Annotated in this window: 9 protein-coding genes, 7 tRNA genes and 3 pseudogenes; 6 read left to right on the forward strand and 13 right to left on the reverse strand. The window is 40.6% G+C overall.

Features of this window, described 5'->3' with window-relative positions:
- Positions 1-146 precede the first annotated feature (146 nt).
- Genes purM through P4S65_RS15930 form a run of 3 tightly spaced genes read left to right on the forward strand, consistent with a single transcriptional unit; the run spans position 147 to position 2,597 of the window.
- A complete protein-coding gene (gene purM, locus P4S65_RS15920) occupies positions 147-1,199 on the forward strand; it encodes a phosphoribosylformylglycinamidine cyclo-ligase (RefSeq protein WP_002959993.1) in 1,053 nt (350 codons plus the stop codon).
- Entirely contained in the window at positions 1,199-1,846 is a 648-nt protein-coding gene (purN, locus tag P4S65_RS15925) for a phosphoribosylglycinamide formyltransferase (protein ID WP_002959994.1), read from the forward strand. Before purM ends, purN begins: the two co-directional genes overlap by 1 nt.
- 16 nt (positions 1,847-1,862) lie before the next feature.
- Positions 1,863-2,597, forward strand: coding sequence for a DUF3108 domain-containing protein (locus tag P4S65_RS15930; protein ID WP_096793412.1), 735 nt, complete (start codon positions 1,863-1,865; stop codon positions 2,595-2,597).
- 309 nt (positions 2,598-2,906) lie between these two features.
- On the opposite strand, the gene P4S65_RS15935 is transcribed toward P4S65_RS15930, so the two are convergent.
- Complete coding sequence (locus P4S65_RS15935; protein WP_337120560.1) at positions 2,907-3,671, reverse strand: class II glutamine amidotransferase; 765 nt, start codon at positions 3,669-3,671, stop codon at positions 2,907-2,909.
- Between the two features lie 324 nt (positions 3,672-3,995).
- On the opposite strand from P4S65_RS15935, the gene fadE reads away from it, so the two are divergent.
- Positions 3,996-6,452 (forward strand): acyl-CoA dehydrogenase FadE, encoded by a 2,457-nt coding sequence (gene fadE / locus P4S65_RS15940; protein ID WP_337120561.1) that lies wholly within the window; start codon positions 3,996-3,998, stop codon positions 6,450-6,452.
- Here the strand turns inward: fadE and P4S65_RS15945 are convergent.
- From P4S65_RS15945 to dnaQ, 11 genes and pseudogenes are all read right to left on the reverse strand, one after another.
- Complete coding sequence (locus P4S65_RS15945) at positions 6,439-7,566, reverse strand: DUF6136 family protein (protein ID WP_337120562.1); 1,128 nt, start codon at positions 7,564-7,566, stop codon at positions 6,439-6,441. The genes fadE and P4S65_RS15945 overlap by 14 nt on opposite strands.
- Positions 7,563-8,152 (reverse strand): annotated as a pseudogene (locus P4S65_RS15950) (ABC transporter ATP-binding protein). Before P4S65_RS15950 ends, P4S65_RS15945 begins: the two are co-directional and overlap by 4 nt.
- A gap of 569 nt (positions 8,153-8,721) precedes the next feature.
- Positions 8,722-8,798: transfer RNA gene (locus tag P4S65_RS15955), tRNA-Asp, on the reverse strand.
- A gap of 54 nt (positions 8,799-8,852) precedes the next feature.
- Positions 8,853-8,929 (reverse strand) — tRNA-Asp (locus tag P4S65_RS15960).
- A gap of 37 nt (positions 8,930-8,966) precedes the next feature.
- Positions 8,967-9,043, reverse strand: a tRNA-Asp gene (locus tag P4S65_RS15965).
- Between the two features lie 38 nt (positions 9,044-9,081).
- A tRNA-Asp gene (locus P4S65_RS15970) sits at positions 9,082-9,158 on the reverse strand.
- Positions 9,159-9,189: 31 nt separating this feature from the next.
- A tRNA-Asp gene (locus P4S65_RS15975) sits at positions 9,190-9,266 on the reverse strand.
- Positions 9,267-9,307: 41 nt separating this feature from the next.
- Positions 9,308-9,384 (reverse strand) — tRNA-Asp (locus P4S65_RS15980).
- A 26-nt stretch (positions 9,385-9,410) separates the two neighbouring features.
- Positions 9,411-9,487 (reverse strand) — tRNA-Asp (locus P4S65_RS15985).
- Positions 9,488-9,584: 97 nt separating this feature from the next.
- Positions 9,585-10,954 (reverse strand): annotated as a pseudogene (locus P4S65_RS15990) (TIGR03503 family protein).
- Positions 10,955-10,963: 9 nt separating this feature from the next.
- Positions 10,964-11,676: pseudogene (dnaQ, locus tag P4S65_RS15995) on the reverse strand (DNA polymerase III subunit epsilon).
- A 68-nt stretch (positions 11,677-11,744) separates the two neighbouring features.
- Between dnaQ and rnhA the strand changes: the two are divergent.
- On the forward strand, positions 11,745-12,209 hold the full coding sequence (gene rnhA, locus P4S65_RS16000; protein ID WP_007378210.1) for a ribonuclease HI: 465 nt from the start codon (positions 11,745-11,747) through the stop codon (positions 12,207-12,209).
- A 150-nt stretch (positions 12,210-12,359) separates the two neighbouring features.
- On the opposite strand, the gene P4S65_RS16005 is transcribed toward rnhA, so the two are convergent.
- Positions 12,360-13,145, reverse strand: coding sequence for a methyltransferase domain-containing protein (locus tag P4S65_RS16005; protein ID WP_337120563.1), 786 nt, complete (start codon positions 13,143-13,145; stop codon positions 12,360-12,362).
- Between the two features lie 53 nt (positions 13,146-13,198).
- On the opposite strand from P4S65_RS16005, the gene gloB reads away from it, so the two are divergent.
- The gene (gene gloB, locus P4S65_RS16010; protein ID WP_033037832.1) at positions 13,199-13,972 is read left to right on the forward strand and encodes a hydroxyacylglutathione hydrolase; all 774 of its coding nucleotides are present in this window, start codon (positions 13,199-13,201) and stop codon (positions 13,970-13,972) included.
- Positions 13,973-14,091: the final 119 nt, after the last annotated feature.

The raw sequence follows: 14,091 nt of genomic DNA on the forward strand, positions 1-14,091 counted from the left end.
TTTTTTTGTTTATTTAAACAACAAGCAGCGGACAAGTGTCCTTGTTTATTATTTCAAAATTACATTTGCGCTAGCCGCGACCTTGCAATTGTTGTAAAATACGCGCGTTTCTAAGCAACCCAAAACAACTATTTTGAGGAAAACCTGTGAGCGAACAAAAACAGTCTCTAAGCTATAAAGACGCGGGCGTAGATATCGACGCTGGTAATGCACTTGTTGAGCGTATTAAAGGCGTAGTTAAAAAAACTCGTCGTCCTGAAGTAATGGGCGGAATTGGTGGTTTTGGCGCACTTTGCGAAATTCCTGAAGGCTACAAGCAACCAGTATTAGTTGCAGGCACAGATGGCGTTGGTACTAAACTACGTTTAGCAATCGACTTAAAAAAACACGATACGGTTGGTATTGATTTAGTTGCAATGTGTGTAAACGACTTAATTGTTCAAGGTGCTGAACCCCTGTTTTTTCTAGATTACTATGCAACTGGTAAACTAGATGTAGACACAGCAGCTGACGTAGTGACAGGTATTGGCAAAGGTTGTGAAATTTCAGGTTGTGCCCTAATTGGTGGCGAAACAGCTGAAATGCCAGGTATGTATGATGGTGAAGACTACGACATGGCAGGCTTTTGTACAGGCGTTGTAGAAAAATCAAAAATTATTGATGGCACAAAAGTAGCAGCAGGCGATCAGCTTATTGCACTTGCTTCAAGTGGTCCTCATTCAAATGGCTTCTCTTTAATTCGTAAAGTACTTGAAGTGTCAAAAGCTGATACCAGCGCTGACTTTGAAGGTAAAACATTAGGCGAAACTCTACTTGAGCCTACGCGTATTTACGTAAAACCTTTACTTGAGTTATTCAAAAACGTTGACGTACATGCGCTTTCGCATATTACTGGCGGCGGTTTTTGGGAAAATATTCCACGTGTATTACCCGCTTCAGCAAAAGCTGTAGTTAAAGGTGATAGCTGGCAATGGCCACCAATTTTTAATTGGTTACAAGAAAACGGCAACATTACTACACACGAAATGTACCGTACATTTAACTGTGGTGTAGGCATGGTTTTAGTAGTCCCTGCAGACAAACTTGAGCAAAGCTTAACAATGCTAAAAGACTTGGGCGAAAATGCATGGCACCTTGGTGAAATTCAAGATGCAGCAGCTGGCGAAGAGCAAGTTGAAATTGTAGGTGGTGCTAAGTAATGGCACCGACTCGTCTGGTAGTTTTAATCTCAGGTAGTGGCTCTAATTTACAAGCCATTATAGATGCCTGCGAACGTGGCGAGATAAACGGGCATATAGCGGCTGTTATTAGTAATAAAGCAGACGCTTATGGCCTAGAGCGTGCAAAACAAGCAGGTATTGCTACAAAAGTGCTCAGTCATAAAGATTTTGACTCGCGCGAAGCGTACGATGCGCAATTAATGAACGTTATCGACTCTTTTATGCCAAATCTAGTTGTATTAGCTGGGTTTATGCGTATTCTTACTCCTGGCTTAGTGCAAAAATATGTTGGAAAAATGTTGAACATTCATCCATCTTTGTTGCCTAAGTATCAGGGGCTGAATACCCACCAAAGAGCAATTGATGCAAAAGACGATGTTCATGGCGTAAGTGTTCACTTTGTTACTGAAGAATTAGACGGCGGTCCCGTTATTCTTCAGGCGCAAATACCTGTACTCAAGGATGATACAGCAGAAACATTAGCAAAACGCGTGCATGAGCAAGAGCATATAATTTATCCTTTGGTGGTCAAGTGGTTCAGTGAACACAGACTTACTATGGAAGCAGATTATGCAGTTCTTGACAAAAAACAACTTCCTGCACACGGCGCGCACTACCCACAATAAAAAAATAAGTGCCCTGTTGTTATGTGCGGGCGCTTTACTTCCAACTAGCCTAATTGCAGGCGAATTGACCCAGTATCAAGCTAATTACGATATTTTACGCAAAGGTAAAAATCATGGTGAGGCTGTTCGTGAGCTCAAAAAAATGGGCGACGATACTTATGAACTAACATACCACAGCAATATTGAGTGGATGATTTTCTCTGATTCTCGTGAAGAAACATCAAAGTTTACCTTTAAAGATGGCAAGGTTACCCCGCATCATTACAATATGATCCGCACCGGTACAGGCCCAGATAAAGATTATAAAATTGATTTTGATACAACAAACAAAGTAGTGACTAGCAGCGCTAGCGAATACCCACTTAAGTGCGAATGGACTGATGAATTTCAGGATGCTATTTCGTACCAAGTACAAGTGCGCGAAGGGTTGAAAAAAGGCGAAACGAGCTTTTCATTCCCGCTTATAGACAAAAAAGGTAACCGCCGCGACTACAACTTTGAAGTTGTTGAAAAAGAGATGATCTCCCTACCTATCGGTAATGTAGAAGCCATTAAAGTTAAACGTTTATACGATAACGATAAACGCCAAGCAATTGCATGGTTTGCGCCAGAAATGGATTACATGCTGGTACGTATGTGGAAAGGCGAGAAAGGTATGGAGCAGTTTGAAGTTCAAATAAATTCATTTACTGTTACTGCACCAACAGCTATTGCGCCTGCTGCAGCACAACAACCTCAAGAAGCTAACTAAATTTAATTAAACCAAAGTTAAGCTAGGACCTGTTGACCTTTGTGGATTAAAATTTGTTCAACCTAGGGGCTATTTAATCGCGGCGCGAGGTTTGTAACCTAGTGGGCTAAGTAAAAACCGAGCAACAAGGAGTAAATAGCCCCTAGGCAGAACCCTTCGGACAGCGCATGTTTGGCATTTATGCTACGTTATCGCCTATTTATGGGGAATAACCACACTACATAGGCTCTGCCTTGCCTAAATACCAAACAGTCTGCTGCAAATTTAACCTCGAAAGATAAACAGGTCCTAATATTTAAAATAGGTGGGCTAAATTAGCTCACCCATTTTAAACAATGCAAATTCCCCCGGCTCCATTTTTTGCCAACGCTCATCATTCGTCAAAGGCCTTGTGGCTATAACTGTTACTACATCGTTTGGTGTGGTCTCTTGTTGAAAATCGACCACCATGTCGGCATCAATCAACGTTGCTTTACCAAATGGCGCACGGCGCGTTATGTAATGTAAGTTATTAGTGCAATAGGCTAAAACAAATATGCCATCGGTTAGCAGCATATTAAATACGCCTTTTTCACGAAAGGTATGCGAAAGCTTAGCGGCGTATCTAAAAACCGACGCCATATTAGATGGACGCTTTGGGTATTTTTCGCGAATTTTATCAAGTAACCAACAAAAAGCGAGTTCGCTATCGGTGTTACCTACTGGGCGATAGTACTGTGGTTTTAAATCGTGATAATTAGATAGCTGCCCGTTATGAGCGTAAGTGATTTCACGCCCCCATAACTCTCGCGTAAAAGGGTGAGTATTTTCAAGGCATACTCTACCGCGGTTACCTTGGCGAATATGGCTAACAACCGAGACACTTTTAATTGGGTATGCTTTAACGAGCTTTGCAATTTCAGATTGATAACTCGGCTCAGGATCTTTAAAGGTTCTACAGCCTTTACCTTCGTAAAATGTAATACCCCAACCATCTTTATGTGGTCCCGTGTTTCCGCCACGCTCTAAAAGGCCTGAAAAACTAAAACAAATATCGGTAGGCACATTGGCTGACATGCCAAGTAATTCACACATTAATAAAATAACCCTTAAAAACCATACATTAAAATAAATAGCGTTATATTTGTGTATTAAGCGTACACTAATTTGCAGCCCGCTATAACGGCTATATTTACTTAAAAAGTGTCATTTTGCTATTAGATTTATTTATTTTTACGTTAACACTACTTACGGCTAATGCTTTGACTATACGATAGTTATTAAGCTTTCCTCTATCGGGTAAATAAATATCGTATTTAAGTTACTTTCTACTACAATTTAACATCGTTATGTACTTGAAAATTACTGTGACTAGCGCTACTCTAAGTGAGGTGGTCTGACCTCTATTAAGGAATAAAAATGACACTCATATTTACACTCGGTTTAATCGTGCTGCTTTGCACAGCGATTTACCACAGAGCGAGTTGGAACACAGCACTTGGTGTTTCTGCCGCAACCCTACTTATAGGTACCTTCGCCGGTGCTTTTGGTTTAATTAGCTGGTTGATCTTTTTGATCATCGCGGTTCCTCTTTCTGTTACTGGCCTTCGTCAGCAATATATCATCAAGCCTATTTTTGCTGTGTTCAAAAAAGTAACGCCAAGCATGTCTGATACTGAAAAATCAGCTATTGATGCCGGTACAACTTGGTGGGAAGCTGACTTATTTTGCGGTAACCCAGATTGGAAAAAACTTCACCAATACCCAGTTCCTAAACTTACTATTGAAGAGCAAGCCTTTGTTGATGGCCCTGTTGAAGTAGTATGTGGCATGTTGGACGATTGGGAAGCAACGCACGAACTAACCGACCTTCCTCAAGATGTATGGCAATATCTAAAAGATAATAAATTCTTTGCCATGATCATCAAAAAAGAATATGGCGGTTTAGAGTTTTCTGCATTTGCACAGTCTTGTGTACTTCAAAAACTAACAAGTAAATCAACATTACTTTCGTCAATTGTGGGTGTACCGAATTCTTTAGGCCCTGGTGAATTATTACAACACTATGGTACAAAAGAGCAAAAAGATCATTACTTACCGCGCTTAGCGAGCGGTCAAGAAATTCCATGTTTTGCGTTAACTTCGCCAGAAGCGGGCTCTGATGCAAGCTCAATTCCAGACTACGGTGTGGTATGTAAAGGGCAATGGAATGGTGAAGAGGTTGTGGGTGTTAGTTTAACGTGGAATAAGCGTTACATTACACTTGCCCCAGTTGCTACCGTACTTGGTCTTGCGTTTAAGTTACAAGATCCAGATGGGCTAATTGGCGACAATAAAGAGCCAGGCATCACCTGTGCACTTATCCCAACGGACACTCCTGGAGTTGAAATTGGTCGTCGACATTTCCCGCTAAACGTACCATTTCAAAATGGTCCTACTCGCGGTAAAGACATTTTCGTACCACTTGATTATATTATTGGTGGTCCAGATATGGCAGGTCAAGGCTGGCGCATGCTGGTTGAGTGTTTATCGGTTGGTCGTGCAATTACATTGCCGTCAAATTCTGCTGGCGGCATTAAAATGATTGCCGTTGCAACGGGTGCGTATAGCCGCATTCGTCGCCAGTTCCGTTTACCTATTGGTAAAATGGAAGGTGTTGAAGAGTCACTAGCAAAACTTGCTGGTTACGCTTACAGCTCTGATGCTGCGGTTAGTATGTCTACAGGTGCGGTTGATTTAGGCGAAAAGCCATCAGTTGTTTCTGCCATTATTAAATACCACCTGACAGAGCAAATGCGTGATGCAACTATTCATGCAATGGATGTACTTGGCGGTAAGGGCATCATGCTTGGGCCAAATAACTATTTAGGTCGTGGCTATCAAGGTGCACCTATTGCCATTACCGTTGAAGGTGCAAATATCTTGACCCGTAATATGATTATTTACGGTCAAGGTGCAATTCGCTGTCATCCATTTGTACTTACCGAACTAGGTGCGTGCGAAATTGAAGACCGCGAAGAAGCGCTTAACGTATTTGATAAAGCGCTAATGGGTCACATTGGTTTTACTATGTCGAACCTTGTACGTACTAAATGGCTTGCACTTACCGGCGCTCGTTTTACAAGTGTGCCGTACAACGACGAAACAGCTGAATTTTACCGTATAGCGTCGCGCTTTAGTGCATCACTTGCTCTTATGTCTGACATTAGCATGGCAGTATTTGGTGGCTCACTTAAACGTAAAGAACGTATTTCAGCACGTTTAGGTGACTTACTTAGTTACTTATACTTAGTGTCTGCAACGCTTAAGCGTTACAACGACGAAGGCCGTAAAAAAGAAGATTTTGCTCTAGTAAAATGGAGTTGCCAAGATCATCTTTACCATTGCCAACGTGCACTTGCTGATTTAATTAATAACATGCCTTCGGCTCCACTACGCGCCGTGTTAAAAGTATTGTTATTCCCGTTTGGTCGCCCTGTTCGTAAACCAACTGACCAGCTTGAGCATAAACTTGCACAACTACTACAAGTACCTAGCGAAACGCGTAACCGTTTAGCAAGCTACGTATACTTAAAAAATGAGCCGCTTAACCTTGTGGGCCGTCAAGAGCAAACGCTTAAAGACATCCTAGACGTTGAGCCATTATTTGAAAGAGTATGTAAAGAGAAAGGCCTTAAACTGCCATTCTTCCAGCTTGATAAAGTCGCGCAAATGGGGCTTGAAGCAGGTATATTAAGCCAAGCAGAGGCTGATAAACTAGCTGCTGTTGAGCAATCTCGTTTAGATGTTATTAACGTTGATGACTTTGACCCTGCTGATTTACTTGCAGGCAAAGCAGCACGAAATAGCGTTAAAAAAGAAGCTAATGCGGCTTAATTAATTTAGCAAAGCAAGCAGCCCAGCTGTAAAAAAATCCAAACCAGCGCATAATGCGCTGGTTTTTTTGTGCAAAATAAACCTGCAACAAACACCACACTAAACCTAAACTCAACAAAATAATGTTTAATCTCTCAAACGTAATGCTGTAAGTTACAAAGGTCGCTAAAAACAACAGCATACTAGGTATAAACTGGCTAATATAAAACACCCGTGCTTTTTGGCATGTATTAAAAAACAAGCGATATTGCGTATAAATTTTAGTGCAATCAAATTGTAATGAGCTGCAAAATAATACAATAAAAGCCATCGCCACAGCATCAAGTATATTCACGAGATCAGCACGCTCAGCGACTAAAGTAGTCGAGGCCATAAACACACATAAAAGTAATGACATACGCCATACCAGTGTCCAGCTGTGATTTATAAAGTAGCAAAACCAAAAACCAAACAGTGACCGAACACTAACACGCCCATTTATATTAACTCTAGGTATAAGCAAGCTAATGCTAAAGATGATTGAAAAACCAATATGATAAATAAGCGGCGGTATGTTGATGGGAGTGAATAAAAAAAGGCCGCTTAGCATAAAACCATAAACTAGTGCGCTAGGTTTGTATAAACACACAATGCCTAATCCTAACTGAATAGACATAAATACTATAAAATGCGGCACCTTTAACCACTGTTCAAAGGTAAGATCAAGCGCTATCAACAAGCTAGCGATAAGCCAACCATTGCTGATAAATAACAATTTAATATCGGCAAGGTAAAGCCAGCTAGGGTGAGCGATCGTAAGTTGAAACAGCCGTTGGTTACTATTTTTAATCGCCAGTTTCATTGCGCTTATCATCACGCTTTGCAATAACAAGTAAAATAGTGCCATTTGCGCGCCATATAAAGGCGTATCTGCACTATCTATAATTTTCCCTAAGCCTAAAAAAAGCAATAATACAAAACCAAGAGCGGATGATCCCAACACCACTAAAAATAACAAACCAAAGTTTTTTAGCTGTTGAAGCAATTGCTTAAGCTCAAACGTGTACGCTAAATACCGGTAACCTATAAACGCGAGATACTGATTAAGTTTGCTTTTTATGCTTATGATACTCATAGCGAGACACACTTAAAACCATGCTCAATAAACACAGCGGGCTCATGGCAAGTAATGATAATTTGCCCATTGGGTTTGTCAGCCAAATAAGCATCGAGTTGGCTTAAAAGAGTGTGAATACTGGTTTGATCGAGCGCAGCACTTGGCTCATCTAATAATAAATAAGGTGATTTTAGCATTAATGCTAAAATTAGCTGGCATTTTTTTGATTGCCCGACGACAGTGCTTCGAATCGCGTATTTAAAAATGCATTAAAGTTAAACCCGTTAACTAGCGAATGGGGCCAATCGCAACCTAATGTGTTAACAGATAAATCAATAATTTGATTTGCAGTTAAAAAATCTGGTAACGCAATACGGTCACTGGCAATTGCTACGGTTTTTGTTGGAGTGTTCAATCGGCTACCAGCAAATAAAAGTGAACCACTTTGCGGCTTTTCGAGTCCTGCTAGCATCATCAGTAATGTCGTTTTTCCTTGGCCGTTAGGCGCTTCAATACACCCCTTTTGATCTGAAAAAACTTTGTTGTAATCCTTAAAAACAACGTTGCCTGAAAATTGCTTATTTAAGCTTATGACTTCAATCATAAAATATCCCTCTAAACTGACTATTCATTATAAGAATTCTGTTATGAGAAACAACTAATACCAATTCGCTTAATTAAGTGATCTATTTTGAGGATGGAGAAACGTGTTGATAGTTAGGCAAAAAATTCGCTATTTAGTTTTTCTAAATGAGAATTTTTTAACACAGGTAGCGACACATTTAGCCCCGCAAAATGATTAAGTATTATTGCGGATTGGTATAATGATTGGAGTGGTGCTGTAGCTCACACTGCATACCACCCATGAAAAAATTAAGGTTGTTAAAATCGTTGAAATAGCTTCTGGCACGAGTAAATACTTTAACTAGCCGTTATACCCGATAAGAGCTAATTACGTCATGTGTGACACCATGGGGCAATTTAAGACTGGAGCGGTATTCAGTGCTAAGTGTTTAACTATTCATGGAGATAGAAGAAGATGAATATTTAGGAATAAGAGAAATATTAGTAAGGTAATATTAAAAAGTCGAGTTTTTAGCTGATAGCCAAAAAAATTTTTACTAAATTATTTAATCAAGGATTTTATAAGCTTGTTATTGAGGAAATAACAAGTGGCGGAGTGGACGGGACTCGAACCCGCGACCCCCGGCGTGACAGGCCGGTATTCTAACCAACTGAACTACCACTCCGCAGTGGTATGTGCATGGGGTAATGCACTTACTAATTTTAATCATGATATCAAATGGCGGAGTGGACGGGACTCGAACCCGCGACCCCCGGCGTGACAGGCCGGTATTCTAACCAACTGAACTACCACTCCGCAGAGATATCATTATACTTGTTATTACTTAATTTGTTGGCGGAGTGGACGGGACTCGAACCCGCGACCCCCGGCGTGACAGGCCGGTATTCTAACCAACTGAACTACCACTCCAGCATACAAATTTTGTAATATAACATTGCTTAAATAGTTGGCGGAGTGGACGGGACTCGAACCCGCGACCCCCGGCGTGACAGGCCGGTATTCTAACCAACTGAACTACCACTCCAGCGCATATTTAAACTGTTATTTTTTCTTATTGGCGGAGTGGACGGGACTCGAACCCGCGACCCCCGGCGTGACAGGCCGGTATTCTAACCAACTGAACTACCACTCCATAATAAGAATATGTTTTACAACCATACGTTGTGTAAGTGTTGGCGGAGTGGACGGGACTCGAACCCGCGACCCCCGGCGTGACAGGCCGGTATTCTAACCAACTGAACTACCACTCCAGCTTTTACTTACAAGTTTTCGAAAATGGCGGAGTGGACGGGACTCGAACCCGCGACCCCCGGCGTGACAGGCCGGTATTCTAACCAACTGAACTACCACTCCATATTTTCGTTGCTGTTTAGGTCTCCCTGACAGCGGCGTGAATAATACGAACCAACCCCTATTTCGTCAAGGGCTTTTTTGTTTTTTTATAGGTTTTTTAGTCATCTGTCATCGAAAGGTTTAAAATTTCACCTGATTTGTCACTTTTTGAGCCATTTTTACCGACTTGATTTTTTTCTGAGTCAGTAACGTCATCTTCACTTGCTTTCTTTTTCTTTAAAAAAGGCAGCCTGACGTTAAATTTAATCGACTTTTTCTGAACAAATATACGAATTAACAGCCAACCAACCAATAATATGAATATATTACAGCCGACAATCAAACTAATTATTGTTGATGTGGTCATTTTTCCTTCATCAGGATCGCTTTTAATCATTTCATCAGGCGTAATAATCGTTGCAGGGTCAATTTCGGGCACCGCTTCTATGGGTCGTTCTATCTCAAATTTATATGTGGGTAGCGTTGCCATAAATTCACGATCATTTATATTAGTGCCAAAAACAGACAGTTCAACACTATACCGACCCCAGTCATAATTTTTTATCGTAAGCTGGCGTGATACATTTGCCATTGCATCAATAGTAAACATTTGTTCTTCATTATTGGGATAATATATTTTGCCCTGAATTATCACGGTTTCAGGTTTAACAATGTTTGCATCAATAGTTATAGCTAAAATATGATCATCAAAATCCTCTTTAGCTAAAGCTATATCAAACTCAAAAGGCGGCTCATGAATAATAAGTGCTTTTTGGGTTATACGCCTTTGTAGCAAAGGAGTCGCAATGTAAAGTTCTGGTGTCCACTCTCCTGCAGGGAAATCTAATTTAAATTCACCGGTAAATACACCATCTTTTGGTCGTTCATCAAACCCACGACCATCATCTTTAAACTCAGCAACTTCTTGTATACCGGCACCGAAATTCGCAAAACTCTCGTTGTTAGTACTGACAAAATCGACATGTAAACTAACCACATCTTTAAATAAGTTAGCATTAATTGGTTCGCCATCATTTAATACTCTACCCGTAACCTTTACAGATTCGCCTCTAAATAACACCGATGGTAACGACTCTGCCTGCAACGACACCTCACCTAATACCACGATTCGACTATCTGGTAATATGCTGCCTATAACTTGCCAAGGCCCAGGCGTTGGCTTTTTAATTGTAACGAGATCGTAGTTAAGTTCATCAAACCATTCAATGTTAGGATCTTTAACTGAGTCGGGAGCAAAGTATTTACTGCCATCTGGCCTTACTAAAATAACAGCAGGTGTACCTGCCTTTCTAAAAAAAGTAACGTTATTTCATCAATTTGACTATCTATACGAAAACGATTTTCTAATAAAGGTATTTCATTTTGTTGGCCATCGCGTTTAAGTACTTCCACTTGCTTAGCGCTATAAGCATTATTTGTAAAACAGCTAACCGCTATTAGCACAGTTACAAAACACATCGTTTTCATATTATGGCCTTATTCAGCGCGCCATAAACATTGGCCGCCTTCTTTATTTACAAGATCTAATCGGGCTTCGTGTGCGCTTTGCTCAGCATCGCTTGCTCGCAATACAACTAGTGGGGCTCTGTCACTATTTAAACGCTTTATACCCCCTTTCGCTGCTCGCTGCCGTCATCTTTGTTTTGATTCAAATTTAGTTTTGTTTGACCGCCCGTCATGGCAAGGTAAACATCAGCTAAAATCTCAGAATCCAGTAACGCACCGTGAAGCGTTCGCTTGGCGTTATCTACATCGTAACGACGACATAAAGCATCAAGATTGTTCTTTTGACCTGGATGCAAGTCACGCGCCATTTTAAGCGTGTCAAGAACTTCACAAAACGTACTCGTTTTAGGATAACCCTGATTAAGCAACGCAAATTCGTTATCCATATGACCAACATCGAACGGCGCATTATGAATAACTAGTTCAGCCCCTTCAATATAGTCGAAAAACTCTTGCGCGATTTGATGAAACAGTGGTTTATCACGTAAAAATTCGTTAGTGATACCGTGAACGTCGATTGCTTCTTCTTCGCTTGGGCGTTGTGGGTTTATATAAACGTGAAAGTTATTGCCTGTTAAACGGCGATTTACTAACTCCACACACCCAATTTCTATAATACGGTGCCCTTGTTTAGGGTCGATGCCGGTGGTTTCTGTATCTAAAACTATTTGTCTACGTGCCATATCGAATTTAGCCTGATTCTGGTATCTTTCTATAATCACTTTATTGTACATAAGATCAAGGTAAAACAGTGCAAAAAACCGTAGAGATTTACACCGATGGCTCATGTTTAGGTAATCCAGGCCCCGGCGGTTATGGTATTTTTATGATTTATAACGGTCACGAAAAAGAAATGAGCCAAGGTTATAAACTCACAACGAATAACCGAATGGAAATGCTCGCGGCTATTGTAGCCCTAGAATCACTCACTCGAGAATGCGAAGTAAATCTAACAACCGATAGCCAATATGTTAAGCAAGGTATTGAATCGTGGATCACTAACTGGAAAAAACGTGGCTGGTTAACATCAGCTAAAAAGCCGGTTAAAAACGTCGATTTATGGAAACGCCTAGATAAAGCTTGTAGCGAACATAATGTAACTTGGAAGTGGGTTAAAGGGCATAGCGGCCACAAATACAACGAAATAGTTGACGATTTAGCACGCGATGCCGCAGGCAGTAAAGATTTATTAGAAGATGTAGGCTACCAGCCCTAGCTATTGTTATACCTATTTTATTAAAAACATGTTCATTCTATCGCATTAAATAACTCACTAACTGCGTTAAAAATTATTCATATAGAACAACTATATGTCACAATTTTCGTCTTGTTAATGTACTATTTTCTTAGCGCTATAATAGATCACTTATTTAATGCAATTGGTATTATTTTTTTGGTCACACGTTTTGTAATGCTGCTTAGAGGTTTGCCTAAGCCCTGTCCCTTTTACTGGTGCAAACTGCGGCCTTGCATGCCACTTAGGTTTTATTGGCGTGAGTGGCGCAACTCTTTTTCGTGCCACCAGCATATAAACACTGCCCATTGGTTTTAAATACTGTTTTGCAAAAGTACGCCAAAACTCAAATCTTGATAACCTATTACCTCTAGCCAGTGATGAATAAATAAAACGTTCGTCACTTACAATTTCAAAACCCAATAAATTTAGCCAATCTTTAACCCTCGCAGGGGTAAAAAAGCGCCCTGTCCATGGTAATTTCTGACCACTAAAAGGCAGCATTTGTGCAAGCCCGCACAAACTAAACGGATTAAAACCAGTCACGAGTATATAACCGCCCGGAATAAGCGTGCGATGTGCTTCTCGTAAAATATGATGCGGGTCTGAATGATACTCTAAGCAATGGCTTAGTATGCAAGCATCAATACTGTACTCGTAAAATGGCAGTTCATCTATGTCAGCAACTACCCCGGTGTAAGGTCCTGGCTCTGCAACACACACTTGATGTTTAATCGTACTTATACTTGTGTTTAATTCGCCACTTAAATTGCCCAACTTAAGCATATGATAGCCAAACATACGCGGCAGCCATTGCTCCATTTTGCGCTCAATATCTGCACGCAAATAATCCCCATGAGGAAACTGTTGCCACGACAGTGGTTTGGGTCCTTCTTGAAAACTAAGGGCTGGTTTCATTTTTTGAGCTCGTTATACTATGCGATAAGTGTCACTTTATAGAGCAATTTACCATGGTGCAAGTCAAAGCAATTAAAGCCTTTTCTGATAATTACATTTGGTGTTTAACTACCGATAACAGTAACCAAGCATGGGTAGTCGATCCAGGCCAAGCACATCCCGTATTAACGTACTTAGCTGAGCATAAACTAACGCTTGGTGGCATTTTAATTACACATCATCACTACGACCACACTGATGGCGTAGCTGAGTTAGTTGACGCCTATCCAGATATATCGGTTTATGGCCCTGCAAATAGTCCATTTAAAGGCGTCACTCACGCACTCACTGATGGACAAAGCATCAGTGTGCTTAATATTAACTTTACTATTTTAGCAACTCCCGGGCACACGCTTGATCATATTTGTTACACAAATGATGAACTTGCTTTTACCGGCGATACATTGTTTAGCGGTGGATGTGGGCGCTTATTTGAAGGCACGCCAGAGCAAATGTGGGAGTCTTTTAATAAACTAAGAGAGCTGCCTGCAAGCTGCAGTGTGTATTGCACGCACGAATACACGCAAGCTAACCTTGCCTTTGCCAAAGCCGTTGAACCACGTAACCCAGAACTCCTTGCGTACAGTAAAAAAGTAGATGAATTACGCAGTAATAACCAAATCTCCCTACCCACTTCTATTGGACAGGAGCTAAAAATAAATCCATTTATGCGTAGCGATTTGCCAACCATTACAGAGTTAGTGCCAGAAGAGTTTACCTCGGTTACAAAAAACAATGAACCTTGGGGAAACTTTGCTAGTCTGAGGCAGTTCAAAGACAATTTTTAATGCACAAACTAATACTTTAATATTTATTTTATTAGAATCATTAACTTAAGATATAGTGATGATTCTATTTCTGCGTTTTAAAAAGTCATTCAGTGGCAATGTTAACTCATAACAGGTAG

Origin of the sequence: Pseudoalteromonas sp. B131b (genome assembly GCF_037162545.1) — a bacterium.
GTDB classification, from domain to species: domain Bacteria; phylum Pseudomonadota; class Gammaproteobacteria; order Enterobacterales; family Alteromonadaceae; genus Pseudoalteromonas; species Pseudoalteromonas fuliginea.